The 26997-nt window shown below is 27.7% G+C and carries 18 protein-coding genes, 3 pseudogenes and 1 CRISPR repeat array; of the genes and pseudogenes, 4 read left to right on the top strand and 17 right to left on the bottom strand.

Features of this window, described 5'->3' with window-relative positions; translation table 11 throughout:
* Window positions 1-46: 46 nt before the first annotated feature.
* The 13 genes and pseudogenes from CNEONATNEC86_RS15810 to CNEONATNEC86_RS15870 all read right to left on the bottom strand — a co-directional run bounded on the left by CNEONATNEC86_RS15810 (window position 47) and on the right by CNEONATNEC86_RS15870 (window position 15388).
* A complete protein-coding gene (locus CNEONATNEC86_RS15810; protein ID WP_159116666.1) occupies window positions 47-526 on the bottom strand; it encodes a cysteine hydrolase family protein in 480 nt (159 codons plus the stop codon).
* A gap of 216 nt (window positions 527-742) precedes the next feature.
* Window positions 743-1037: direct repeats of the CRISPR family, unit length 30 nt; unit sequence ATTTAAATACATCTCATGTTAATCTTAATC.
* Between the two features lie 174 nt (window positions 1038-1211).
* On the bottom strand, window positions 1212-1502 hold the full coding sequence (gene cas2 / locus CNEONATNEC86_RS15815) for a CRISPR-associated endonuclease Cas2 (RefSeq protein ID WP_058296137.1): 291 nt from the start codon (window positions 1500-1502) through the stop codon (window positions 1212-1214).
* Window positions 1502-2499: pseudogene (gene cas1b / locus CNEONATNEC86_RS15820) on the bottom strand (type I-B CRISPR-associated endonuclease Cas1b). Before cas1b ends, cas2 begins: the two are co-directional and overlap by 1 nt.
* Before the next feature lie 17 nt (window positions 2500-2516).
* Window positions 2517-3010 (bottom strand): annotated as a pseudogene (gene cas4, locus CNEONATNEC86_RS15825) (CRISPR-associated protein Cas4).
* A gap of 98 nt (window positions 3011-3108) precedes the next feature.
* Window positions 3109-5730 (bottom strand): CRISPR-associated helicase Cas3', encoded by a 2622-nt coding sequence (gene cas3, locus CNEONATNEC86_RS15830; RefSeq protein WP_159136365.1) that lies wholly within the window; start codon window positions 5728-5730, stop codon window positions 3109-3111.
* 107 nt (window positions 5731-5837) lie between these two features.
* Window positions 5838-6629: a type I-B CRISPR-associated protein Cas5b gene (gene cas5b, locus CNEONATNEC86_RS15835; RefSeq protein WP_058296141.1), complete on the bottom strand. Its 792-nt coding sequence runs from the start codon at window positions 6627-6629 to the stop codon at window positions 5838-5840.
* 3 nt (window positions 6630-6632) lie between these two features.
* Window positions 6633-7583 (bottom strand): type I CRISPR-associated protein Cas7, encoded by a 951-nt coding sequence (locus CNEONATNEC86_RS15840; protein WP_159116672.1) that lies wholly within the window; start codon window positions 7581-7583, stop codon window positions 6633-6635.
* A gap of 1 nt (window position 7584) precedes the next feature.
* Complete coding sequence (locus tag CNEONATNEC86_RS15845) at window positions 7585-9333, bottom strand: type I-B CRISPR-associated protein Cas8b/Csh1 (RefSeq protein WP_159136366.1); 1749 nt, start codon at window positions 9331-9333, stop codon at window positions 7585-7587.
* A 14-nt stretch (window positions 9334-9347) separates the two neighbouring features.
* A complete protein-coding gene (gene cas6 / locus CNEONATNEC86_RS15850; protein ID WP_159136367.1) occupies window positions 9348-10040 on the bottom strand; it encodes a CRISPR-associated endoribonuclease Cas6 in 693 nt (230 codons plus the stop codon).
* Window positions 10041-10520: 480 nt separating this feature from the next.
* Window positions 10521-11651, bottom strand: a complete 1131-nt coding sequence (locus CNEONATNEC86_RS15855) for an MBL fold metallo-hydrolase (protein WP_159136368.1) — start codon at window positions 11649-11651, stop codon at window positions 10521-10523.
* A 21-nt stretch (window positions 11652-11672) separates the two neighbouring features.
* Window positions 11673-13346 (bottom strand): ABC transporter permease, encoded by a 1674-nt coding sequence (locus tag CNEONATNEC86_RS15860; RefSeq protein ID WP_159136369.1) that lies wholly within the window; start codon window positions 13344-13346, stop codon window positions 11673-11675.
* Between the two features lie 32 nt (window positions 13347-13378).
* A complete protein-coding gene (locus CNEONATNEC86_RS15865; protein ID WP_058296147.1) occupies window positions 13379-14410 on the bottom strand; it encodes an ABC transporter substrate-binding protein in 1032 nt (343 codons plus the stop codon).
* A gap of 18 nt (window positions 14411-14428) precedes the next feature.
* Entirely contained in the window at window positions 14429-15388 is a 960-nt protein-coding gene (locus tag CNEONATNEC86_RS15870) for an ABC transporter ATP-binding protein (protein WP_058296148.1), read from the bottom strand.
* Window positions 15389-15540: 152 nt separating this feature from the next.
* Here CNEONATNEC86_RS15870 and CNEONATNEC86_RS15875 point away from each other — a divergent pair, with 152 nt between their 5' ends.
* A complete protein-coding gene (locus CNEONATNEC86_RS15875) occupies window positions 15541-16440 on the top strand; it encodes a LysR family transcriptional regulator (RefSeq protein WP_058296149.1) in 900 nt (299 codons plus the stop codon).
* A gap of 94 nt (window positions 16441-16534) precedes the next feature.
* On the opposite strand, the gene CNEONATNEC86_RS15880 is transcribed toward CNEONATNEC86_RS15875, so the two are convergent.
* Together CNEONATNEC86_RS15880 and CNEONATNEC86_RS15885 are read right to left on the bottom strand one after the other, a co-directional pair.
* Complete coding sequence (locus CNEONATNEC86_RS15880) at window positions 16535-19621, bottom strand: efflux RND transporter permease subunit (RefSeq protein ID WP_159136370.1); 3087 nt, start codon at window positions 19619-19621, stop codon at window positions 16535-16537.
* 11 nt (window positions 19622-19632) lie between these two features.
* Window positions 19633-20907 carry an efflux RND transporter periplasmic adaptor subunit gene (locus CNEONATNEC86_RS15885; protein WP_125148469.1) on the bottom strand — a complete coding sequence of 425 codons (1275 nt, stop codon included), beginning with the start codon at window positions 20905-20907 and terminating at the stop codon, window positions 19633-19635.
* Window positions 20908-21415: 508 nt separating this feature from the next.
* Here CNEONATNEC86_RS15885 and CNEONATNEC86_RS15890 point away from each other — a divergent pair.
* Together CNEONATNEC86_RS15890 and CNEONATNEC86_RS15895 are read left to right on the top strand one after the other, a co-directional pair.
* Window positions 21416-22468: a sensor histidine kinase gene (locus tag CNEONATNEC86_RS15890; protein ID WP_230132225.1), complete on the top strand. Its 1053-nt coding sequence runs from the start codon at window positions 21416-21418 to the stop codon at window positions 22466-22468.
* Window positions 22469-22490: 22 nt separating this feature from the next.
* Window positions 22491-23153: a response regulator transcription factor gene (locus CNEONATNEC86_RS15895; RefSeq protein WP_058296153.1), complete on the top strand. Its 663-nt coding sequence runs from the start codon at window positions 22491-22493 to the stop codon at window positions 23151-23153.
* A 385-nt stretch (window positions 23154-23538) separates the two neighbouring features.
* Here CNEONATNEC86_RS15895 and CNEONATNEC86_RS15900 read toward each other — a convergent pair whose 3' ends face one another.
* Together CNEONATNEC86_RS15900 and CNEONATNEC86_RS15905 are read right to left on the bottom strand one after the other, a co-directional pair.
* Window positions 23539-24960 (bottom strand): MFS transporter, encoded by a 1422-nt coding sequence (locus CNEONATNEC86_RS15900; protein WP_125148511.1) that lies wholly within the window; start codon window positions 24958-24960, stop codon window positions 23539-23541.
* Window positions 24961-24998: 38 nt separating this feature from the next.
* Window positions 24999-25418 (bottom strand): MarR family winged helix-turn-helix transcriptional regulator, encoded by a 420-nt coding sequence (locus CNEONATNEC86_RS15905; protein ID WP_058296155.1) that lies wholly within the window; start codon window positions 25416-25418, stop codon window positions 24999-25001.
* A 364-nt stretch (window positions 25419-25782) separates the two neighbouring features.
* On the opposite strand from CNEONATNEC86_RS15905, the pseudogene CNEONATNEC86_RS15910 reads away from it, so the two are divergent.
* Window positions 25783-26986: pseudogene (locus CNEONATNEC86_RS15910) on the top strand (IS701 family transposase).
* Window positions 26987-26997 lie beyond the last annotated feature (11 nt).

Raw genomic sequence — 26997 nt, forward strand, 5'->3', positions numbered from 1 at the left:
ATTTATAAATATTATAACATGTTTTGATAAACGCTTTTGTTTATTTCTATTCCACTATCTCAACATTAGCTTTGATTAATTTTTCTTTTGTTTTTATAAAACGCTGCTTATCCTTAATACCAATATACTCTAAAGGAAAAATAACTGAAAAGCCTAATTTCATTGCATCTAAGGCAGAAGAAGCAACGCAACAATTTCCATCAATTCCTATTGTCTCTATTTTGCATATATCTTTATTTTTTAACAATTCAAAGAAAATATCATCATCAAACATACTTGCTTTGCCTTTTTCTATAATAAAGTTTGAAGCAATAGATAATCCTTTCACAAAATCAGATATATATATTTCCTTTTTTCGCTTCCCCTTGTTCTTAACATATATAATCATTTGTCCATTATTATTTGCTATGGCAATTCTTTCATTAACCTTATCTATAAGTGTATTAGGATAGTAATTATGTCTGCTTTCTTCTCCAATATAATCCTTCTGCATATCTATAACAATCAACGCAATTTTATTTAGCATGGCCAGTTTTTCCTTTCTGTTAATAGGTTTAAAATTTGATTTTATCAAGAATATTATGCTCTTTATCTCTGCTTATTTATTACCATTTTTCATACTTTATAATTTCATCTAATGTTAATTTTAATCTTTTGTTCTGATAAAAATATCAGATCTAATGGATTATTTATGTTAATCTTAATCCCATTCTATAGCCATTTCTCTTGTAATCGCTACACTATTTAAATACATCTCATGTTAATCTTAATCAGGGGTTATATTCTTTGTGCATTCTTGCATGTATATTATTTAAATACATCTCATGTTAATCTTAATCAGAAACAATATTGAGTATGGCAAAGAAATTATATGGATTTAAATACATCTCATGTTAATCTTAATCATGGATGTTTTATACCCATCTCAAATTGTTTCCATTATTTAAATACATCTCATGTTAATCTTAATCTTGTTCTAAAAGCTTAGAAAATTTAATTACAAACTTATTTAAATACATCTCATGTTAATCTTAATCCAACGCGATTTAGGCATTCTTAAACTTCAAAAATTCCTCTATACTAGTAATAATACCACATCACAAAAAATTTACCAAGGAATGAAGTTTTTCTGATAAAAATATGTTAAAACTATCAAATATCCTATCATTTCTAGCTTTAACAAAGATAGCTGAAATTTCTACCTGGTAAATTTATATTATTAAATCTTCTCCTGTATTATTGGCTGAACATCCAAGTACTTCTTCACCAAATACATTATCATTCATAAGCTTTATTATACAAACAAAATCTTCATTTTTATCTATTACTTTATTTAATTCTGTTTTGAATCTAATTAATTTTGACGGTGACATTTCTCCTCTAAAGACTGATTTTTGAAAATGTGATAAATATTTTTTGCAGACCTTAAACACTCTTTGAACTCTTTTTTCATTAACATCATAAAACACAAATGCATAGTTATAATTAGTTACTTTTCCCACTACATCCCCTCCTTTAAACTGAAGGGAATAAATTCTTTATCTTCCATTATGTATTTTATTAATTTATAGCAATCAAGTTTTATTGCTGTTCTATAGCTGACTTTTCTTTTTAATTTTGGATGATTAAAAACACTTTCAAGTCTTTCTTCAAATGCTGAAATAAAAATATTTCTTCCTTCTTCATTCAATAAACAATAATTCACTTTCTTGTCAAAATGCTTATCCACCTTTAGTTTTTTATTATTAACTAAATCAAATATTGTTCTATAAACTATTACTGGCTTAAAGACTTCACTTATATCAAGACTTAATGAAAATCTGCCTTCTGAGGGTTCATGCAAAAAGCTTATCCTCTGATCAAGATGGGTTCTATAAATAGCTGAAATGGTTTTTGTATATAAAAGTGTATTTCCAAAAGAAATAAGTGCATTTATAGGATTATCTGGTGGTCTTTTTACTCTCTTATTCATTATAAAGTCTTCCGGCAAAAAGTTTTTAAACTCTCCATAAAATCTTTGCCATACTTCTCCCTCTGCTGCCATTAGCTCTTTAACATCTTTTGATAAATCTACTCTTTCAAAAAATTCCTCCTTAATCCAGTCTAAAGTTCCTTTAACTTCTTTCTTATCATGTTTATAATAATGATACAAGACTTCTCTTATGTTTATTCCTATCCCCTTAACTATAGCTTTTGCTATTACCATTCTAGTTGTAGTATACTTTTCTACCTGTTTTACAATAAGTTTTCCACTATTATACTGAGCCTTTGGATAAAATGTTCCACTATAACCTTCAAAATAATTAAAAAAGTGAACAACAACATTATTTTGAGATAAGAAATCTAACAACTTAGTATTAATACTTATCTCATTTAAACAATATATTTCTTTTGTGTTTTCAATTGGTATATAGACGTTTTTTCCATCTTTTCTAAAACAAAGTGAATTATCTTTCCTTGTTAATTCCCCATTGATGATATATATCTTGTACTTCCCATATTTTCATCCCCTTCTTTTATATATAGCAGAATTCATAATATGCACATTTTTTACAGGTAGGTTTATTTAATACCTCTGGAATTTCATTCTTTAAAATTAATTTTTCTATTTCTTCTACATATTTATCAAGCTCTTTTTCACTTTCTTCATCTAAATCAACATAAGTCACCTTTTTATCAGATTTATTCTTTTCAATGCATTCAAGTTTACCTTTTCTTACGATGCCTTTGCTTTTTAAAATCTTTAGGTAATATAAAAGTTGCCATTTTCCTGCTTCCATATCTGCATCTGATTTTTTTATTTCTGTAAGATATTCGGCTGTTAACTTATCTAGTTTTATGTTATCAATTTCAATTTCTGAATTATTACTTTTAGCCGCTTTATCTTCATGAATCGCTTTTCCAATCTTAACAATTTCACTATTATCTTCTAAGTTTAATCTATTTCCATGAAGATAACATGTCTTTTGCAATGAAAATAATAATTTATTAATGTACCATTTACTCTCATAATTTCTCCTCTCATATTAACTTTTCATTTATTTTCATACTTTGAAATTCAACCTCTTCTAACTTTATAAATTTATTAAACAACTTATCCACAAGTTTCTATACATCTATAAACATTCCAACTTCATTCTTGAATTTTTCTTTATCTAGTTTCCCATTTTCAAAATATTTTTCACCATTTTCTATATAATAAAGCTCTCCAATCTTATCATTGTATGGCAAGTCCATATTTTTACTTATTTCATAAATAAAATAGTTCATCTTACTTCTTACATTTGATAATTTCACCTGTTTCTCTGAAAAATTCATTTTATTATCCTGTAATAACCATTTATAATCATTCCAAATTTTTTCACCATCTAAATTTACTTCACTCTCATGTATATTTCTTGCTAAATATACAGACATGCTCCAGTTATCATCTTCTATAAGTTTCATTCGCTCTGAAATTTTATTAAAATTAAGCATCCATACATTTTCCTTAAAAAACTTCTCTATATTTCCATCATTTAATGCACTATTAGATTCTTTAAGCAACTTTAAAACTTTATCATAATACTCATAAAAATTCTTATTTTTTAGGATTTTTCTCATTTCATTATCTAAAAGACTAAATTCTTTATTTACTCTGAAATCATCTTTATATATTTTATCTACTCTGTCTAAATTAAAGAAATATACTTCTCCACTTTTCTTACATGACCTGTTTATTCTCCCCATAAACTGTTCATCACTATCAAGTTTTGAAATATCTTTATACCCTATATCCATATCTATATCAACACCAGCTTCAATAACCTGGGTTGCAATTAAAATAACACCATTTTCCTCACACTCTTTACTTGATATTGCATTAATAATTTTATTTCTTTCAATTGAATTATCATCACCAGTCATGAGAAGTATATTAATATTTAAATCATCTTCATTGAGTCTTTTAAAGAAATCATATGCGCTCTGTTTCTTTATAAATTCAATTAATATTTTCTTATTTCTTTTAGAGTTCTTTAAAACATGCTCATATAATGATTCAAATGGTGCTTCTGAATATATCAAATCATAATTAACAATAACCCTATCTTTAAATTTTAGATTACTGAAATATTTTTCTCTATTCTTTATTAAATTGCACACATTACTTTTATTAACTGCAAGCATATTTAAATCTGGCAAAGTTGCTGACATAATAATTACCTTGATATTTAAGATCTTTGCAAATCCCTTTAAAAATGAAATTATCTCTGTCCATATAGTATTTTTATAGCTTTGTATTTCATCAAGAACGATCACACTATTAGCAAGCTGATGAAATGAAAAAGTATCTTCTTTTTTATCTCCAAACATAATATTAAATAAACTTACATGAGTAGTTAAAATTACTGGATAATTTAAAAACTGCCTATTTAATAAAGCTCTTTCATAATACTCATGGCCATAGTCTTTTTCATTTTTACCGTTATTTATATTTTCTTTACTATCATATTCTATATATTTTTTATCTTCTTTTATTGGATAAATAGAATTTATTACTGCAATCTTATCTGCTACAGTTTTATTATTTTCAAATGTCTTATTTAAAATATTTAAATTCTGCTCTACCAAAGTGTTAAAAGGATATACGTAATATATCTTTTTTAGATTTTTATCTCCTTCAAATAATTTAAAACTCAAATTAAATGCTGTATTAGACTTTCCACTGCCAGTTGGAGCTTCTAGAAAAAATATATTTTCTTCAATATTTCTTAAAAGTTCTCCTTCAGCATCTAAAAACATCTCAGTTCTTAAAACATTAATATCTTCTTCCTTGATTAAATCCTTGTTCTTTCCATATTTACTATCTTCATATTCCCTTATTTTTTTATAAACATCTGTATTCTTGTAAATTTCATAAAACTCACTTATATCTGAAATTTCTCCAAATGCATCTATAACAGTTTTATTCATAAATTCACCTGTAGCGTAAAAATCACTTGTTACAAGTAATGAGTATATAAGTCTTTCATATGTATATAAATATATTGATTTTTCATTCTCTGCTTCAGCAGAATATTTATTTTTAATATACTTACATACTTTGGCAATTCTATTTTTACTTAAGGAAAATCCTTTTTTATAGATATCAACATACTCATCTTTAAAAATATCAATAATATCCATACATTTTTCATCTTCATTAAATTTATATAAAAACTCATGAAAATCCCCTAAATCACTATGATGTCTGCATATTGCATATGCATTAAACATCATAATAGTTAGTAATATTAATTTTCCATCTTCTTTGGATAAATTTAATATGTCATCTATAAAATAATCAATATATAATACTGCTGATAATATTGAATGTTCAGAATCTATACATGAAAAAGCTTTTATGTTTTCACCTAGTGGATTTTTCATTTTAATGTTTTGAAATCTAGGATTTATTTTACCTATATCATGAAATGCTATAGTATTGATTAATAATTTTCTAAAGACCTTTTTCCCATTATTACTCATACTATCAAAAAAATTATTTTCAAAGTTCAAAAATATATTTTCTAGGTTTTTATTATTAAATACTTTATAAAAATACTTTACACATAAATCTGTATGCTCTTTTAAAGTTTCTTTTCTTATAATTTCATTAAAATTACTATCTTCTTTTAAATGTGCATAAAATTTATGTTTATCACTTATAATCTCATTTACATTTATACATATATTCTTTTCAAAATACATTTCAAACCTCCCCTTATACTTAAAATTTAAGGAGGGTTTCCCCTCCTAATTAATAAAATATTCTTTCTCTGTATATGAATTTTGTATAATAGCTTATTTAATGAAAATCAGTAAAACACAATATTCTTTTCATTTACATTATATATTTCTGTATCAGTACATTTTTTTATATTAATATTTGTATACACAAAACTTTTCACAATATACATATTTGTATTTTTCTCCAACTCATAAGGTAGTTTTTCTTCATATTTAAACTTTTCTTCAATATCATCATCAGAAAAATCATCAAAGTCATCTTCCTCAATATTTAATCTAAAGTCATTCTTTAAATATAAGCAATCTAATTTTTCTGTTTCATTTAATATCTTAATTTGTTCTTCTTTAAAAATTTCAATACTACCTATATCTGCTATATGATCATTCTTTCCTAAATACGGAGTATATACACACTTATGTTCAACTATAGACTTTGCAATCTTTTCACTTTCTTCATTATCCATAATTAAATAAATATCCCATGAAGGATTTTCAAGCCATTGTTCTTTAACAATAAGATTTCCACCTTGTTCTTTTGATGCATATCCAACAGAATTATTGAAAACTTGAACCTTTTTAGATATAAATCCTTTTTCACCATTTGGAGTTATTGATATTTTTAGGTTCCTAAGCTTTTCATAAAACTCTGGAAATTCTCCTTTATCTTTTTCAGTGCTTTTTTTATTAAATATTCTTTTTATATTCATTGAATTATATCCACCATAGCCTAGTATTGCACCAAAAATACCTGTTAATGCTATCTTATGAACATTTCCATAGGTAAAATATAAATTTGAATTTACATCAGGCTTTTTAAAAAAAGCACTTTTCCCACTCAAAGTAAATTTTAAAATCTTCATAGCTTACACCTCTGCTTGTGTAAATATATTAAACATTTTTGCTCCTTTTATATTAGATTCAATATTAATTTTATATGGGTTAAAATATATTTCTACTGCTATAACTTTATCTAATACATCTTTAATTAGCTTATCACACTTTATTTTTATTGTATTTTTCTCTTCATCTTTACTGAATTCAATATATTCAGAAAGATTTGGAAGATATAGATCTTTTTCTGTTTCTACAAATAAAGCAAATTCATTTTCGCAGCCAATTTTAGAATTAGTTGCAAAGGAAGTTGCTGAAGCTAAAGCTGCTTTTTTAAATTTCATGTAGTCTTCTTCTGTATATCCGTCAGTAACACCTAATTCTTTAAATTCTTTATACGCTGCTGGATTTATTGTAAATGGATAAAAGTAATGTGCTTCATTACTTACTATTTTTGTTCCTAAAGTAGAGTTTTTAGCTTCTTCTGAATCAGGTTTTGCATTATCTTTTGAACCATCTCTAAATGGTGAAAGAATCTGTTGTTCTTCTGGATTTGTATCTTCATATTTATTAAACCCTTGTCCAATTTGAACTGCACCTGTTATAGAAATGTTAGTTCCTTCTTCAGCAAATGTAGCTCCAAAGTTTTTAACATCTATTGCATTAAAAAGATTAGTTAATACTTCTTTTGCATCTTTACAATCTTTTAAATTTTTAACGTCAAATATTTGTTCATATCTTTCCTTTAAAGCTCTTGGAACTAACTGAACTTCTCCCTTTTTTCCTTCTGAAAGTTTCATTGATTTTATATATAATACTTTTTCTCCTTCATTCTCCCACATTTTCTTCATTGGATACTTTAAAGCTTTATCACTTCCAAATGTAGTTCCATCAGATGTTGTCTTTGGATATCCTGTAAAATCCGCATTCCAGTTTGCCATAATAGATGAAATTCCTAATACTCCATACACTCTTTTATCCATACTAATTTTCCCCCTCATTTTTCTCATAAATTAAATTGCTATTTAAATATCCTGCTATCATCAAGTCATTATCAACTTTACCTTCTGATACATAACCAACTATCATTGCATATAAATTGTTGAATCTTTTTCCATTAATATCTGGATCATAACTATACTTTACATATAATTTTCTAAGTTTCTCTTTAATATCTTCATTATTTTTTGAATTAACAAATTGGTTTGCCAATGAATGTGGCTTTTTCTTTCCTTTACTTTTTGACAACAAATAGCTTACAAGCTGACCTATTGCAAAGTAATATTCTTTATCATTATCTATTTTATCCGTATCCTTATTATTAATCTTGCCTCTCAAAGCTGATTTTATATCTTGAATTATATCTGCCATATTATCTCCTCCTTCAAAATACTCTTTTAGTGACCATCTTAAGTTAAACTGATATGCTGCCTTTGATATAAATCCATTGTTTATTGAATTTTTAATTATATTTAACGAAACTTTATCAAGTACAGCTGCAATACCATTTCCTGAACCTTTTTCAATTCCTTTATATATCCAGTTAAAAATAGCATATCTTGAAATTAATATATTATTTTTTAATACACTATCCTTAATTGACATATCACCTGAATCTGTAAAATAATTATTAATAAGATACTTGCTAAAAAACACTTCATCTAATATACTCTGAACATCCCTTTTATTTTTTAATATAGGATACTTTTGATAAGAATTCTTTTCTAAATCTAAATTCAAAATATTCTTCACATTTAAATTCTTTTTTAAATTGCTTTTATATGCTGTAATAGTATCAAAATCATGTATTTCGACTTCTTTACCTTTTTTTATTCGCAAAAATAACCCACTAAAATTATCTTCCGGTAATTCACTGTTTTCTTTTATATCCATTTTTTTCTTCTCTGTATCTATAAATACATTGACTCTACCAATAGAAGCTTCATTTATAAGGTAATCAAAAAATTCTTTTTGCAATTGAACTTCTTCAGCATCAATTAAATATGGAGATGTATTTTTTCTTGTTTTATTTTCTAAATAAGGTTTTTTAGCATTAAGTCCCATATTATTATTAGGAAGTCCATATATTTTCTCACTTAATTCAATATTGCAATCATTATTATTGTATATGTTAGGAATTAAATATCTTTTTCCTTCATTGATATAATCACCTATTGGATATTCAAAAAATATCTTTAAATAATCTTTTCCGCTTATTTCTATATTAAGATTAAAAATATTTTCTTTAATCCAAGTTCTAATTTTTTTTATTGTTTCTGTATCTACTTTACCTATTTCATCTTCAACTGACTTATATAGTGTAACTGCCCTTTTATTCTTTTCATACTTTTTAATTGGATCTTCCAATGTTGCATAATAATTATCTATTATTTCTTGTGTTAACTTTCCATTTTCTAAACTTTCTTTCTTTATGAAAAAAGATAAATAATTATTGCTGTGTATTATTTTCTTACCATCAATTGGTTTGTTCATATCTATAAGCTTACTGTTGTAATCAAATTCACATATATTACGGAAATTTGCATTAGTTATCCAAATAAGCTTCTTTTCCTTTTTATCTATTTTTATATCAAAATAATCTTTAATCTCAAATGACTCTCCTTTAGGAGATACGATTACATAAGTTCCATCTGCTGGAACATATCCATGAATTATTCTTTTTCTGTTATTCTCTAAATCACTTTTAAATACTTCAATACATTCCTTAAGCAATAAAATCTACCTCCTTAAAGCCATCGATAGTTACAGAATCCATAACCTCGTGCATTCATTTCTAATAATCCTGTTCCTAAACACATATAAGCTAAATCTTGTGCCATTTTATTTTCACAGATATTTAATGAAATTTTATCTCCTAAGAGCTTTATTCCTTTATACTCATTAGGTATAGGTCTTTTGTTTTTAAATTCTAATGTCGTATAAAATTCAAAATCTTCATCTATTTTCTCTTTCTGTGTGCTGTTATATTTTTTTATAAGATTTTCTTTTAATCTTCGTTCAAAATCTTTAAGTGAAATTACATTTTTCCAATACCCTTCATTATTTTTTAATATTACTGGAGTTAAGGAGTAAATTTTATCAATGTGCTTTTTAGGTAATATTCTAATTTCACTCGTCAACCCTTTAATGTAACTGTTATACTCATTTACTAACTTATTATTAAAGAATTCTCCTATATTTCTATTTATGGTTCTTAATGTTAAAGTATATATATTACCATTTTTATACACTTTTTCTTTTTCTATTGGATAAAATCCGTCAAAACAATATCCTTTAAATTTATTTTCATTATGCATCTTTAATAATTCATCATCTTTCGCCAAAGATGTATCTATAAAGTCACTTATGATTGACTGCATTTCATTTATTAATACATCTTTCAATATAAATACCTTTAATTTTATCTCATATACCTTCATTTTACACCTCCCACTTACAATTTTACCCTTTTATCGCTTTATTGTAAATATATGAAAAACAATTATTATTTTCCAAAATTATTTATTATAATTTAAATTTTAAAAAACATTAACACAAATCCTTATTGTATTGTGTTAATGTTTAAAAGTTCATGTAATTTTTAATTACAAATTTTTTAGAGCTTGCTTTGTATCTTCATTTAAATACATCTCATGTTAATCTTAATCTTAATACAACGAAAATTAGCCATTCTTAAAATCAAAAAATCCTTCTATACTAGAAATAATAGCACATTAACAAAAATTTACCAAGTAACTGTTATATTTATCTTTATAAAAAATAAATAAGCTTAATCCTTCTCTAATCAAGGTATTAAACCAATTTCTTTATAAAACCACTTGGTAAAATTTTATTCTGAAATTTTACCAAGTGGTTCTTGCAAAATTTATCATTCAAAATCTAATAATTAAAATATCTTTTTATTTCCTATCATAATGAAAATATATACACTCCTTAATTCCCATATCCTGTGCCATATTTGCTGCTTCTTTCTTTGATTGATGAGCCTTTATATTTATATATTTAATATTGGCATTGAAATTTTCTTTATTGTTTATCAAATGTATTCCTATACTATTTTTAGGCTGCTTACTTGTAAATACAATCATATTTTCTTTATATAGCTGCATTTCATTAAGAAGATCATATTCTAATTCCATTTGAACAGTTACATTTTCGCAAAAATAAACTTTACTATTATCTTTAAGATTTTTTACATCAAATGATTCATCTATTATTTCTACATTCCTTTTAAGGCTTTCAAACTCTTTAATATCTATATTAGGTGATATTTTTACTAGCTCATCTACGCCTTTAAAGAACTCTTTTGTAACTACAAACTTTACATTTCTTAGTTCTTTAAGTAGTAATATGAACATCTCCGTTCCTTTTCCATATATGTGTGACAAGAATAATATATTTCCCTTTTTTATCAAAGTATCTTTTATATCTATTTTCACTCTTTCTAGAATATCAAAATAAGTTTCATTTAAACAGCCACTTCCAATATCTATTATTCCTTTATTAATAATGCTCCCTCTTAAAGCTTCAACAGGATTATCATGTGGCAGAAGCTGTGCTTCTTTATTAAAATCACCAGAATAAAACAATATTTCTTTTCCAAGCTTTATAGCTATCCAAAGTGCACCTTGCACATGACCATTTCTTCCCCATAATATTGACATGTAATCATCAAATTTATGCCATACTAATGGTTCACATACTTCTTCTATAATTTCTGTTTGTATGCTTTTATTATTTTCTAAGTAATCTTTTACTTGTTTTTTAGTATCTTTAGTCATGAACACTTTATTTTTATATCCTAAATTATACAGTTCATGAATTGCTCCATAATGATCTATATGGCTATGACTTAAAAATACGTAATCTAATAATTGTACTTTTTCTTTTTTTAAATCTGGAAGTTTTTTTGTACCTTTATGTATACCACAATCTAGCAAAATTCTTTTATCACCACATTTTATATAAAAGCAGTTTCTTCCATACTCATTTACTCCACCCCAAGGCTCCACTGTCATTAAACCACTCATATTTTAATTTCTCCATATTTATTAACTAAATTTTTCTTTTTTATTTTTATCTGAAAATACATTAACTAAAATAAGTATTACAGTTGTAATTATTACTGAAATTAAAGCCATTGCCATTCCTTGACCTGCATCCCCTTGCTCAAATTGAGAATAAATATATGTAGATATAACCTTCATAGATGGCGGCATAACCATAAGTGCTCCTACTAATTCACGAAAAGCTATAGTAAATGTCATTGCCCATCCTGCCACTATTCCTGGTGCTATAAGAGGTACTATTATTTTCATATAAACCTCAAATTTACTTGCTCCACAAACCTGTCCTGCACTTAATAAATTATTATCAATTTGACCTAAGCTTGATTTAACATATTGAACTGAATAAGGTATAAAAAATACAATATATGTTATTATTATCATCCAAATTGTATTGTATACATGTAGCTTATTCCATGATGCATTCCAAAATAATATTAATCCAATTACCAATACTATTGCCGGAACATTGTTTGGCATTAAACTTATTACATCTATTACTTTAGATATTTTCCCTTTTTGCTTAACTACAATAATTGCTACTATTGTTCCAATTAGTGAACATATTGTTGCTGTTAAAAGTGCTATAATTAAGCTATTTGTAAATGCACTCATTCCAGTAGAGCCTAAAGAAAGCACTGCTTTAAAATGATCTAATGTAAAGTTTCCTTTTTGAAGTCCATTTCCTCTTATTTTAATAAATGATGTTGCTATTATTGAAAAGTATGGTATTCCTACTGATATAAGAAGAACTATCACCATGTATGAATAACTAAAAATTCCTTTTACCATTCCATTTTTTTTATGATTGCTTCTTATTCCTTTTCCGCCAACTGTAGCATAAGTATATTTACTGCTAACTACATTTTGAAGATACCAAAAGGCTAAACAAGTTATTAATAGTAATGAGGCAATTGATGTTGCACTTCCAAAATCTATAGGCCACATGGAAACATATTTATGAATATCTGTTGTAACTACCCTAAATCCTATTCTGCTTCCAAATGTGGCAGGCGCTCCAAACTCTGATATAGCTTTAACAAAAACAAGCATGGCCCCCATAACATAAGCTGATATTATAAGCGGAAATGTTATTTTCATTAGTATTCTGCCACTTTGGGCCCCACTAATGGCTGCTGCTTCATTTAAGCTTTCACTTACATTTAATAAAGCATTTTTTATCATTAGATATAAGAATGGGAAAATATTAAATCCCATTACCATAACTAATCCAAATAAACTAAATAATATTTTTTCTAATTCCTGTGATACAGGCAATAATTGATATAAAAAACCATTTGGCTGCAAAAACATTATCCATCCCATTGAACCTATATAAGGTGGTGTCATAAATGGAATAAGCAGCGCAATATCAATCCATTTATGTCTTCTTAAGCTTGTTTTTGCCATTATATAGGCAGCAGGAAAAGCAATAATACTTGCAAATATTACAATATAAAAACCTAAAGTAATTGTATTTATATATGTCTTACCTAGATTGTTTTCCTTAATTACCTTTATTGGTGATAATATATCAAATCCTCCAGCTGGAAAGACACTATATAAAAACACCTGTAATATTGGCACTATTATTAAAATTGATAATGCTATGAGCATTATAATCTGTATAATCTTCTTTCCTTTAAGACACTCTTTCATAATCTGCTCTTACCTATTCCTCTCTTGTTTTATTAATTAAATATTTGTTGGAACTTAGAAATCTTATCTTTTTCGTTTTCTCCCATAGTATTTAGATCATAGTTCAATAATTTAATATCTTCTAAATTTGCACGAGTTTCACTTTTAATATCACTTCTACCTGGAATTATATAGGCTTCATCAACTAACTTTTGTGCTGTATCTGATAAGAAGAAATCTACTGCCTTTTTAGCATTTTCCATGTTTGGTGCATCTTTTAATATAGAAACCGTTCTTGGATTAACAACTGTACCGCTCTTAGGATAAATTATGTCAATAGGCTCTCCCTTTGCTTTTGATGAATATGCCATATAGTCAACTCCACCTATTACAGCTTTTTTAGCTCCAGTGATTACTGGTTCTAATGCTTCTTTATTAGCTCCTGCAACTACTGCTCCATTCCCCTTTAATCCCTCAAAGTACTTCCAACCATCTTCACCGAAGCTTTCCATATATCCTGATATTAAATCCATAGCTGAACCTGATGATGATGGATCTGGTAAGTTTAATGAATCTTTATAATCTGCGCTTAAGTAATCATTCCAATCCTGCCCTGGATTCTTAACTAAGTTAGTATTATAAACTATACCTACTGCTGAACCTGAATATCCAAAAATATGTTTGTCTGCATCCACCCAGCCATCATAAAGTTTATCTGCATTTTTAGCATCTTCATAAGCTAATGTCCATCCATCATTTTTCATTCCTACTGCTGCTGGCCATGATGCAAGAACTACTACATCTGCAATTGGATTTGATTTTTCTGCTTCTAATTTAGCTAATATTTTACCAGTTGTTCCTTGGAATATTTCCATTTCAATTCCTGTTTCTTCTTTAAAGGCATCTGCTATATTTTGTGCAAGTCCATCTGGTCCTGCTGTGTAAACTACAACTTTTCCTGAGTTTTTAGCTTCTTGTGCTGTACCCGCATTATCACTGCTATTATTACTGCTTCCACCGCAGCCAATTAAGGTTCCCCCAATACTTAATGTTAATAATAAAGCTCCTATACGTTTAAATTTCATTTCACTAATTCTCCTTTATTAATTACTTATTTTTACTATAGAATCACTGTTAAAATATAGATTTATCTTGTTTCCTATGTCTAATCTCTTATTATGATAAATTAACCATTCAGCTCCACTTTCCAGCTTTGCAGTAATTTCATATCTTTCTCCTAAGAATGCAACATTTTTAACTATTGCTTTTAAATTCATATCTTGACCTTCATTTTTAATTGATATATTTTCTGGTCTTATTGCACTGTCTTCGAGCCAATTTGATTTTCCTATAAACTCCATTACTGTTTTGTTTTTTGGCTTGTTGTAAATTTCCTCTGGCGTTCCTACTTGTTGTATTTCTCCTTTGCTCATAACAATTATTCTGTCTGACATTGACATTGCCTCAAGCTGATCATGAGTTACATAAAGGCTTGTTAGCTTCATCTGTGTAGTTAATGCACAAATTTCAATTCTCATTTTATCTCTAAGAATTGCATCTAATGCGCTTAAAGGTTCATCAAAAAGTACAATGTCTGGAGTACCTGCAATAGCTCTTGCAAAAGCAACCCTTTGTTGCTGTCCTCCTGACATTTGGCTTGGAAATCTTTCTCCCATTCCATCTAAACTTACAATACTTAATAATTTTTCTATTTCTTCATTTATGTTATTTGTTTTCTTCCTTGTTTTAAGTGGAAATCCTATATTCTTATTTACATTCATATGTGGCCATAATGCAAAGTCTTGAAAAACCATTCCTAAATTTCTATCTTGAGTCTGTACATTTATTTTCTTCTCACTGCTGAATATACATTTATCTCCAAAATAAATCTCACCACTATCTGCATTTTCAAGTCCAGATATGATTCTTAAAAGAGTTGTTTTTCCACATCCTGATGGGCCTAATATTGTGGTAAATTCTCCACTATTCATTTCCACATTAATATTTTTCAATACTACAGTATCTCCAAATCTCTTATTTAAATTTTTTATTACAATTTTCAAAAAGCTCACTCTCTTCTTAAAGTTTTCTTGCTAACAATTCACATTATATTTTATTTATTTTAATTTAATATTTACTTTAAGTTAACTCACTGTTAAAGAAAATATTATAAAATATAGTTATTCATAGATTTTATCTATAGCGAGGTGTGAAAATGAACTTTAAGCAAGCTGAAATACTAATATGTATAAATAAATATCAAAATATAACCAAATGCGGTGAATACCTAGGAATCAAACAACCTACAGTTACTTTTCATATGAAGAATCTTGAAAATGAAATGGGAGTTGTATTATTTGAGCACAATATTGGAAAAGTTCTTTTAACAGATGCAGGCGAGGCTCTTCTTCATTATGCTGAAAAAATAGTCCTGCTTACTAAAGATGCTGAAAAATTAATGAAATCATTCAGTTTAAATGAAATGCGTACTTTTAAATTAGGTGGAAGTATGATACCTAGTAAATACATATTACCAAAATTTTTAAGTGGTTTTAAAAATAAATACCCTAACCTTCGTATTTCTTTAACCACATTGTCTGCTCCTATAATTTGTGAAATGGTCTCTAAATTTGAATTAGATTTAGGTATCGTATCAATAACAGAAGAAAAAAACTTTGATAATTTAGGATTTCATTACATAGATACCGATGAAATGGTGCTTGTTTATTCTCCTAAAAGCAATCTTGCACAATATTATGGTGAAATAAATTCAGAAATAATAAGCAAACAACCTTTTATTCTTCATGATAAAAATTCAACAACAGGAACTCTTACAAATAGATGGGCTAAAGAAAATAATATTATCTTAAATCCTTATTTAGAAGCAAGTTCTACTGAAATAATTAAAAGTATGGTTGTTAATAATGTTGGAATATCTGTACTCCCATTAATTTGCGTTGAAGAAGAAATTAAAAATAAAAAACTGCTTTATATGAACCTTTTTAATAACAGTTTTCAAAGAAATATCTATTTAGTTTATAATAAGGAACGAGTTATGCTTCCTGTCGTTAAAGAGTTTATTGATTACTTTAAATCTTCTTTTGAGTTGCCTTGATTTCGCTATTAAACCATAAAAATAGCACCCATTAAATTTAAAAGAGACTATCTAAAATTAAATTTAGTATAGTCTCTTTACAATTTTATAATATCTATAAAGTTAATTTTGACTCTTCATCAACCTCAACCTTTGAAGATTTCCTATGAAAAATTTTATGAATTTTTCTTTTTAAATCATCAAGTATGGTGTACATAATTGGTACTACAAATAATGTTAAAAGTGTAGATGTAATCAATCCTCCAATTACTGCTTGACCCATTGGTGCACGCATTTCTGTACCTGCTCCTGTAGCTACTGCTGTAGGAACCATACCTAATATCATTGCTAAAGTAGTCATAACTATTGGTCTAATTCTTACAAGCCCTGCTTCTTTTATCGCTTCATTTCTAGGCATACCTGCTTCTATTCTCTCTTTGGCGGCATCTACAAGCAAGATACCATTTTTTGCAACGAGTCCAAAAAGCATTATTAGTCCTACCATAGCCATCATACTTAGTTGGCTTCCGAAGGCCATTAATCCTAGTACGGCTCCAATAAATGCAAGTGGCAAAGTGAACATTATTGATATAGGATCAATAAAGCTTTCAAATTGTGCTGCCATAACCAAATATAATAATATAACTGAAAGAGCCATTGCTGTTATTAAACTTCTTAAACCATCTTGCAACATTCCATTAGTTCCTCCAAGAGATAATGCGACACCATCTGGTGCTTTACTTTGAATCATAGCCATATACTTACTTTGTGCATCACCTACAACACTACCGTTAACATTAAAAGAAAGCTGAACTTGTGCTTGCTTATTATATCTGTTCAATGATGATGAAGTTGTTCCAATGACCTTTTTAGTAACTTGGCTTAGTGGAATCTGTTGATTATTTGAACCTGAAACATAAATTTCATCGAGATTATCAAGATTGTTACGTTCATCATCTTCTAATGATATTCTCACATCATATCTATCTTCTCCACTGTCATATTTGCTTACATCTGAACCATTAAATAATATACTTAACGTACTTGCAACATCTGAACTACTAACACCTAAATCTGCTGCTTTATCACGATCTACTACAATTTGTGCTTGTGGTGTACCTGCATTACTATTAGTAGTTACATCTCTTACGCTTGGATCTTTAGATATTTCGGCTTTCATTTCGTCTGCAAATTCTTTAAGCTTTTCTCTATCATCACTAACAATATTAAAGGAGACATCACTTGATCCACTACCAACAGATGATGCTGCTGATACTACAACTTCAGTTCCCGGAACAGCTTTCAAATCTGTACTAAGGGTTTCAGCTAATTCTCTTGAACTGTATTCACGCTCATTTTTATCAACTAATTCAACTTTAATTGATGTGCTACTCTTAGTTACTGTAGAATAAGTAGATACTACTTCAGGGTGCTTTTTAATTATTTCTTCAAGTTGTTTAGTCTTTTTTGATGCAACATCTAATGTTATACCAGAATCAAAATCAGCACTAACAGTTATCTGTCCTTGATCTGTTGCAGGCATCATATTAAAACCTAATAAGGCAGTAAGGCCAACGCTAGCTACAAACAGAACTACAGCACCAATTAAAACTATCAATCTATGATGAAGTGTAAAAACTAACAAATGTGAATATTTCTCAGCAAAAGTATCAAATTTATTATTAAACCATCCAAAAAACTTACCAATAAATGTTTTATTCTCTTTTTTCTCTGACTTAAGCATCTTAGATGCCATCATAGGTACAAGAGTAAATGATACAAACAATGAAACTGCCATACTAATTACAATTGTCAAAGAAAACTCAATAATAAATTTTCCCATTATTCCTTCTACCAAACCGATAGGTAAAAAAACTGCAATAACGGCTAAAGTCGTTGCTATTACTGCAAATCCAATTTCAGAAGTAGCTTCTGCTGCTGCCTCAAGTGGAGACTTACCCATGTGTAGATACCTTACAATATTTTCTATAACAACTATAGCATCATCTACTAAAAGTCCTACTGCCAGTGATAATGCCATTAATGACATTGAATTTAATGAAAAGTTCATTAATTTAAGACCAATAAAAGTAGTTATAATTGAAATTGGAAGAGACATTGCACTTATAACTGTACTTTCCCATTCATTTAAGAATATGAATACAATAATAACAGCTAATATACATCCTTCTACAATAGTCTTCATAACATCATTTACTGTATCTTCTATTGTTGTTGAGTTATCACTAACAATATCAACATGTAAGCCTTCAGGTAAAGAAGTTTTGATTTCCTCTAATGCCTTTTTAACACCTTGAGCTACTTCAACAGTATTTGCACCTGATTGCTTAACTATATCAATACCAATTGCTGCATTACCTTGATAAAATGCATTATTACTTCTTTCTTCAAATCCATCTTCAACCTTTGCAACATCTTTTAATCTAATTTCTGTACCATTCTTTTTAGTTACTAAAATATTTTTAAAGTCTTCTATTTTTTTTATTTTACTAGTTGTTGTAATAGTAACTTCATTATTCCCATCAATAACCTTTCCGGTTGATTGATCTATATTATCAGTTTTAATGCTATTTACAACCTGACCTGATGTAAGACCATAAGCTACTAATTTATCATTATCTAACTTTATGTGAATTTCTCTTGTATCCTCACCTGATACATCTATTGATCCAACACCAGAAACTGTATATAATTTAGGCTTTATCACATCTTCTACTAAGTCTGATATTTCCTTATTGTCATCTGAGCCATAAACAGCAATAGATACAATTGATGCTGCTGACATATCAATCTTTGAAATAATCGGATCATTAATATCAGTAGGTAGATTTCCACGAATAGTCGAAACCTTATCTCTAACTTCTTGTGCTGCCACTTCACCATCTTTACTTAAATCAAATTCTATGATGGTTTGTGACATTCCTTCACTTACAGTAGAAGTTATATTCTGAACTCCAGAAATCTTTTGTACTGCATCTTCTACGTTTTTTGTTACTTTTGTTTCGATTGTTTCCGGTGTTGCTCCTGGTTCTGTAACTACAACTGTAACATAAGGTAGATCAGTGTCAGGCATATCATTAAGTTCTAGTGAGCCGTAAGAGATAAAGCCTAGAATAGCGAGAACCATCATTATAACTGTGATAAAGACAGGTTTTTTAATACTAATATTTGCTATATTCATGTTTTATCCTCCTACTCAGAAACTTCTTTTGTATTATCACCATTTTGCTTAGAGCTATCACCATTTTTAGCAGAAGTTTCTTCTGCTAGATTACTATCTTCATTAGAAACCGCCTCCACTTTATTGCCATCGTGCAATGTACTAGTATTTGTGCATATTATTTGATCTCCTTCTTGAATACCAGATGTTATTTCTACATTATTTTCATCAGTTTCTCCAATTGTGACCTTTTGTTTTTTTGCAGTCCCATTATCATTTATGAATACAGAATAGTCACCTTCACTTCCAACTAAAACATTTATTGGCACATTGATAATCTTAGTTTTTTCATCAGTAATAAGATCTACCTTTGCAAAGACACCTGGATATAATGATTTATCACTATTATCTATTGCTATTTTGCAATTAAATACTCTTGTACTAGTATCTGCTGCTAAATCTATATTTTTTACAGTACCATTAATTGTTTTGTTACTTCCTTCTACTGTTATTTCAGCTGATTGTCCTATTTTTATGCTATTTATTTTTTCTTGTGGCACTTGTATTGTTGCATATACAGATGATATATCATTAATCTTTGCAAGTGCTGAACCTTGAGCTACCATTTGCCCTATATTTAAACTTTTTTCACTTATAACACCACTTATAGGTGCCTTAATAATTGTATTTTTTAAATTATCTTGTAAATTTTCTATATTTACTTTTTGTGCTTCTATACTTGCTTTAGCTGTTTCAATGTTTGCAAGGCCTGAATTAAAATCAGCTTGAGCACTATTTAAAGTTTTCTCGGCTGTCTCAAAATCTTTTTGCGATATAGCATCGGCATCAAAAAGAGCTTTTTGTCTATCATAATTAACCTTAGCATCATCCAAATTAATTTGAAGTTTTTCTAAAGCCACTTGAGATGAATTTAATTGTTGTTCAGATATTTGTAGTTGACTTTGTGCGGATTTTATATTATTTTGTATATCTTGATCATCTAGTGTAGCTATTGTATCTCCTGCATTTACATATTGCCCGTTTTCAACAGATACTGAAATAACTTTTGCTGCCATCTTACTTGTTATGATACCTTGTTGATAAGCTTCTAAAGTAGCTTTATATGTATCACCAGAATTTTTTTCTTCTGCCTTTGCAGTTTGTACTTCAACTGATATTTTATTAACTGCAGCTGAAGTAGTTACTTCTTTTTTATCTGAAAATAACTTATCTTTGGCTACTGTTCCGCAACCTATAACAGCTATAACAATAACAGCATATATAACTATTTTTTTTACTTTTTTCATTGTTCACACTCCTAATATATTTAAGCCATTTTTTACTTCATTAATCTTATAATTACAAGTTACCATTATTACTTTATAAATAATCCTTCAAGGCTTAGCTTTATAAAACAATAAGAAACTTATACTATATAAAATTCATCACAACTTACTACTTCATTTACTCCTTTACTTTATATTTAAGAAGCAGTTAATTACTACTTATAGTAATTAACTGCTTATAGCTCCCACCAATATCTGAACTCCATATGCTTTGACAATTCATCTACAATTAAATTTTATCTTTAAATCACACTTAATTATAGTTACTTTAGTTATGAAATAATATATGACTTTAGTCACATATTCCCAAATAAAAAGGATGATATAATATTAAAAGAATATCTATAATGAAGTGAGTGATGTTAACCAAATGTTTAATTTTTTAAAGCCTGTTTTGTTTTTAAAGTTTTTACTGCTAGTATCCATTTTTATCAATATTTATTTAAAATATAATAGTGATCCTTTGATAATGATTTTACTATTTACTTTAACTACTATAATTATTATTAATAATCTCATAAGAAATAAAAAATTAAAAGGTAACCCTAAATATGAATATATCTCACTATTATTTAGTATTTGTGCGGCTACATTACTACAATATTTAATAGGAAGTTTGACTACTACTTTTTATATGTACTCTTACTTATATGATATTTTTCAGCTTGAAAAGAATATATTAAAATTTTTTATTTCAATACATTTACTTTTATATATCTTAGTTATTGGTTTAGATTCTGATTTTTCAGATATTTTCCATATAATCTCGATTGCAGGGGTTAAAATATTTGCTTATTTAGCCACAACTGGCATGTTATACTATCAAAAAAATCTTGAAGTTGAAAAAGAAGAAATCAAACAACTAAATGAAAAATTAAAATTAGCCAACATAAAACTTCAAAAATATGCACTAGAAGTAGAAGAAATGACCATTTCTAGAGAGAGAACAAAAGTTGCACAAGAGCTTCATGATTCATTAGGTCATTCTCTAATGGCCCTTAATATGCACCTAGAATTTGCTAAGAATATATGCTCTACTAAACCTAAAAAAGCAGAAGAAGTATTAGCAAAATCTGAAAAAATAGCTAAAGGAAGTATTAATGATCTTAGAAAGGCAGTTAGTCTTCTTAGTTCAGAACTACAAATAACAGAGTTTAATACTTCACTAGAAAAACTTATTAGTACTTTTGACTTATTTAACGACATAAAAATCACTTTCAATATGAATGAGAGTATTGATGACTTAAGTCCACTTATTAAAACTTCAATATATAAAACCATACAAGAAGCCATTACTAATAGTTTAAGTCATGGTAACTCAACTGAAATTACTATAAAAATTACAAGAAATAGCGAAAACATAAAACTTGTTGTTGCTGATAATGGAATAGGCTGTAACAACATCAGTAAATCAAATGGATTGAATGGAATTGAGCATAGAATAAAATTGTTAAGAGGTACAACGCAATACTTTAGTCATAATAACTTAGGATTTAGTATAAAAGTATTCATTCCAATATAAATGAATGAGGTGATTATAGAGTATGATAAATATTATATTAGTCGATGATCAAAAAATCGTAAGAGAAGGGATAAAAATGATTTTAAGCTTAGAGGAAGAAATAAATATCATGGATGAAGCAGAGAATGGTAGGCAACTACTAGAAATCCTAAATGATGATAAGCTTCCTGATGTAATTCTCATGGATGTTAGAATGCCAATAATGGATGGAGTTGAAGCCACTAAGATTATTAAGAAAAATTATAAAAACATAAAAGTAATAATATTAACTACATTTAATGAAGATGAGTACATATTTGATGGAATAAAAAATGGTGCTGATGGATATATCCTAAAAGATGCAGGATCTGATTATATAATTAATGCTATAAAAACAGTTTATAGCGGAAATATACTTCTTGATCCTGAGGTAGCAACGAAAGTAGTTAAAGCCTATAAAGTCCTTTCTACTGACAAGCAAACTCCAAGTGCACTCAATAAATATAAAGAAAAATTAGACCTGCTTACCCAAAGAGAAATGGATGTAGCAAAACTAGTTGCCCAAGGTAAAAGTAATAAAGATATTTGTAATATCCTATTTCTAACAGAAGGTACAGTAAAAAATTATTTAACAAAAATATTCGGGAAGTTAGAATTAAATAGCAGAACTGAATTGGCTTTATTTATTAATCATGCGGATTTATAATGTAACTTTTTGCATATAAATACTATTTTAAAGTAATTAAAGGAGTACTATACATGAGATTCTTATAAAAATGTAATTGTTGGAATGACAACAAGCTATTCTAAGAAAACATGTCCATTGAATAATGCTTGTATAGAGTCATTCCATTTATTAATAAAAAGATAATTTATTAATTGCTATAAAATATTTTATATAATCACGCCTATAGGCTTACTCCCCCAAAATATATAGACATCCTATAATACAGTACGAATTCATATCGATTTGACTATATACAATCAAATCAATATGAAGATAACTTTTTTACATATAATAAAAATACTTTGAAAGACGTAAGTTAATAAAGTTTTTTCGAATTTAACTTATACTTTTTATTGACATAATATCATTTTTTAAGTTTGTACTTTCTATTATACATTCTAAAAAATGTCAATGCAGCACCTATAAGACTTATTACTCCTGCTGCTATATACACCCACTTCATTCCATATATAAAAGCATCATTTCTTCCTGGTACATAGCTTGTAACTCTATATCCAATTTTATGACTCATTTGAGTATATAAAAGAGTTGTTGCTAAAGCAATTCCACTTACCATACCAACATTTCTTATAAGTGCATTTATACTTCCTGCAATCCCCAGTTTATCCATTGGCACTGTAGACATAATAAGAGAATTATTAGGAGATTGGAATAATCCCATTCCAGCAGACATAATTCCAATGAATATTACCATGCTTACTATTGATGAGTTCTCATTTAAAGATGCCATTAAAAATAATCCTAAACTTCCAAACATCAATCCTATAAATGTTAAAACTTCAGATCCTATTTGATCTGATAAACTTCCACTAATAGGCGCTACTACCATTAATACTAAAGGATATATCATGAGAATTATACCAGCTTTTTGTGGTGAATATGACATTACATCTTGAAGATAAAATGGCAATATAATATTATGGCAGAATATTGCTACAAAACTTACAAATCCGCAGAATATACTTAAAGAAAATAATTTATTTTGGAATATTTGTAACTGCATTAAAGGAGCTTCTAATTTCCTTTCTGCAATAATAAACGCAATAAAAGAAATAATTGCTACAATAAAACCACCTATAATTAATGGTGACGTAAATCCAAGATTTATACCTTCATTTAAAGACACAAATAAAGGCACTATTGTAACTATAAATAAAACTGCTCCAATAATATCTATTTTTTCATCACTCTTTTTATTAGATTTAGGTAACAATTTAAATGCATAAAATAATGCAACTATACCAATAGGAACATTTATTAAAAAGATATATTCCCAGCTAGTTGCCCCTACTATAAATCCACCTAATCCTGGTCCTACTAAAGATCCTAACGCAACTGCTGTACCTACTAAGCCAAGTGCCTTTCCTCTTTCATTTTTAGGAAATATCTCAGTAATAATACCTTGATTATTAGCCATAGTTCCAGCTGCACCAACAGCTTGTACTACCCTAGCCAAAATTAATACTGGAAAAGATCTAGTTATTCCACATAATAATGATCCTAAAGTAAATAGTATTAAACCAACTTTAAACATTTTAGTCTTTCCAAACATATCTCCAAGTCTTCCGAAAATTAATATTACTCCTGAAATAACAATTAAATAACTTGTTACTACATATTGGATTTGAGATGTTGTTACACCTAAAGCTTTTGCCATATTAGGTAAAGCTACATTTACAATACTACCATCTAAAGTTGACATAAATGTTGCTGATATTATTATAATAAATATAGTCCATTTTTTAATATTTTTTGCTTTCTCCATTATAATTTCTTCATTTGCATTAGCATTTGATTGATCCATTATAATTCCTCCATTTTTCTTAAACTCTGTGTTCTTTCAAAGATCTTTTTTAAAGACTCCATAGTAGCACTCTTTTCTTCTTCTGATAAATCTTCTGTTATTAAATTAATTACAAATTGAATTTCTTCATGAATTTCAGGTATTATTTCTTTTGCTTTTGGTGTTAAGTATAGTTTATATGCTCTACAGTCCTTTTCATCTTGCTTTCTATATACAAAATCACCTTCTATTAACTTATTAATAGTTCTTGCTGACATGGCTTTATCATTACCAATTTCCTTACTTATTTGTATCTGGCTAATACCTTCATTTTTTTCTAATATAAATAAATAGGGATATGTACCGCTACTTAAATCATAGGCTTTTAAAACTTTCTCTAAATAGCTTTGTGTATTTCTAAATATTTTATTATTAAACATAATAAATTTTTCTATGATTATCACCCCTTTAAATTTAATTGACTAGTCAACAATTTAAGCATTATAATTCTAATACTTTTTAGTTGACTAGTCAATCTTTTATTTAGATTATAACTTCATAAAAATATCATAGTATATATAAATACCTTTTTTTACTTTATTACATTATGCACAATTGACAGGCTTTTAATTTATTGACTTAATTAATATTTATTTATATTACTTGACTTGTGCATTAATTTAAGAAAATTTACCATTGGATTTTTATTGATATTTTACCAGTATAATTTTAAATAAAAAAGTAGCATATAAACCTCAAACATGCTAGATTTATTGTTGCGAAACCAAATCTAAGGAGATTTATATGCTGACAACAATATTAAACCAAAATGAAACAATTATCAACTATATTTCAGAGTTAAATCTGCCATATTCTTCTGCGATAAAGAATCATATGGTAAATATAGTATCTGGAATTATTGTAACAGAAGGAAGCAAAACTATTTCATCTGTTCATAATAAAATTACATGCAATAGAGATCGAAGTACTGGTTCAAGGTTCCTAAGTTCATATTCATGGAATCATGAATATGTTACGCAAGAACGCATATTTCATGCAATATCTGAAATTTCCAACACTTGTGAAGATAGTGATGTTGGATTCCTAATCATTGATGATACCTTAACTAAGAAAAATACTTCAACTAAAAAAATTGAAGGCTTAGATTTTCACAATTCACATGCTGATGGCAATAAACCTAAATGGTCACACTGCTTAGTTACATCGCATTATAAGATTAATGATTATTCTATACCTTTAGATTTTAGACAATATCACCGAAAGGAATCGAGTAAAAAACTATCTAAAAAATTTCTAGATAAAAATGAACTTGCGATGGAACTGATTAATGAATTCACTCCTGTAACTAAAAACAATTATTTACTAGTTGATTCATGGTATACTTCAGCAAAAATTTTGCTTCACGGTTTAATAAATGGTTGTCACACTATAGGGAGAATAAAATCTAACAGAGTAATATATCCGGCTGGCATTAAAACAAATGTCAAAAAGTTTTCTTCATACATTAGGACTAATGAGACTAGCTTAGTTACCGCTAGTAATAACAAGTACTATGTTTATAGATATGAAGGAAAACTTAATGATATTGAGAATGTAGTTGTACTTATAAGCTGGACTAAAAACGATTTATCTGATAATCCAGCATTCATTATAAGTACGGATGTTTCACTCGATAATAAAACCATAATTTCATATTACGAAAAGCGTTGGGATATTGAAGTAAGTTATAGATATCATAAAACAGCTCTTGGTTTTGATGAATTTTAAAATCAATACATAGATATTGGAGCATGATATTTTTAACGTATACTTTTCTTGAGATTTTCAGAGTCAAATGTGGAAAATTATATAAATTTAAAAATATTGGAGATGTAATATTACACTTCCGAAACAACTATTTGGTAAAATAGTTTCTTTTGCACATGAATGTGCAGATAACGGGATTGATTTACAGTCTACTATTGCCAAATTAGGACTAGTAGCTTAAATTTTTCCTAT

The sequence above is a fragment of the Clostridium neonatale genome (genome assembly GCF_900465025.1).
GTDB lineage: Bacteria > Bacillota > Clostridia > Clostridiales > Clostridiaceae > Clostridium > Clostridium neonatale.

Bases quoted from the DNA above. Each gene is read 5' to 3' on its own strand.
- CNEONATNEC86_RS15885 (WP_125148469.1), bottom strand. From the start codon at position 20,907: ATGAAAAAAGTAAAAAAAATAGTTATATATGCTGTTATTGTTATAGCT.
- CNEONATNEC86_RS15810 (WP_159116666.1), bottom strand. From the start codon at position 526: ATGCTAAATAAAATTGCGTTGATTGTTATAGATATGCAGAAGGATTAT.
- CNEONATNEC86_RS15890 (WP_230132225.1), top strand. From the start codon at position 21,416: ATGATTTTACTATTTACTTTAACTACTATAATTATTATTAATAATCTC.
- CNEONATNEC86_RS15865 (WP_058296147.1), bottom strand. From the start codon at position 14,410: ATGAAATTTAAACGTATAGGAGCTTTATTATTAACATTAAGTATTGGG.
- CNEONATNEC86_RS15895 (WP_058296153.1), top strand. From the start codon at position 22,491: ATGATAAATATTATATTAGTCGATGATCAAAAAATCGTAAGAGAAGGG.
- cas3 (WP_159136365.1), bottom strand. From the start codon at position 5,730: ATGTATTTTGAAAAGAATATATGTATAAATGTAAATGAGATTATAAGT.
- CNEONATNEC86_RS15860 (WP_159136369.1), bottom strand. From the start codon at position 13,346: ATGAAAGAGTGTCTTAAAGGAAAGAAGATTATACAGATTATAATGCTC.
- CNEONATNEC86_RS15840 (WP_159116672.1), bottom strand. From the start codon at position 7,583: ATGGATAAAAGAGTGTATGGAGTATTAGGAATTTCATCTATTATGGCA.
- CNEONATNEC86_RS15880 (WP_159136370.1), bottom strand. From the start codon at position 19,621: ATGAATATAGCAAATATTAGTATTAAAAAACCTGTCTTTATCACAGTT.
- CNEONATNEC86_RS15875 (WP_058296149.1), top strand. From the start codon at position 15,541: ATGAACTTTAAGCAAGCTGAAATACTAATATGTATAAATAAATATCAA.
- cas5b (WP_058296141.1), bottom strand. From the start codon at position 6,629: ATGAAGATTTTAAAATTTACTTTGAGTGGGAAAAGTGCTTTTTTTAAA.
- CNEONATNEC86_RS15855 (WP_159136368.1), bottom strand. From the start codon at position 11,651: ATGAGTGGTTTAATGACAGTGGAGCCTTGGGGTGGAGTAAATGAGTAT.
- CNEONATNEC86_RS15905 (WP_058296155.1), bottom strand. From the start codon at position 25,418: ATGTTTAATAATAAAATATTTAGAAATACACAAAGCTATTTAGAGAAA.
- cas6 (WP_159136367.1), bottom strand. From the start codon at position 10,040: ATGAAGGTATATGAGATAAAATTAAAGGTATTTATATTGAAAGATGTA.
- CNEONATNEC86_RS15900 (WP_125148511.1), bottom strand. From the start codon at position 24,960: ATGGAGAAAGCAAAAAATATTAAAAAATGGACTATATTTATTATAATA.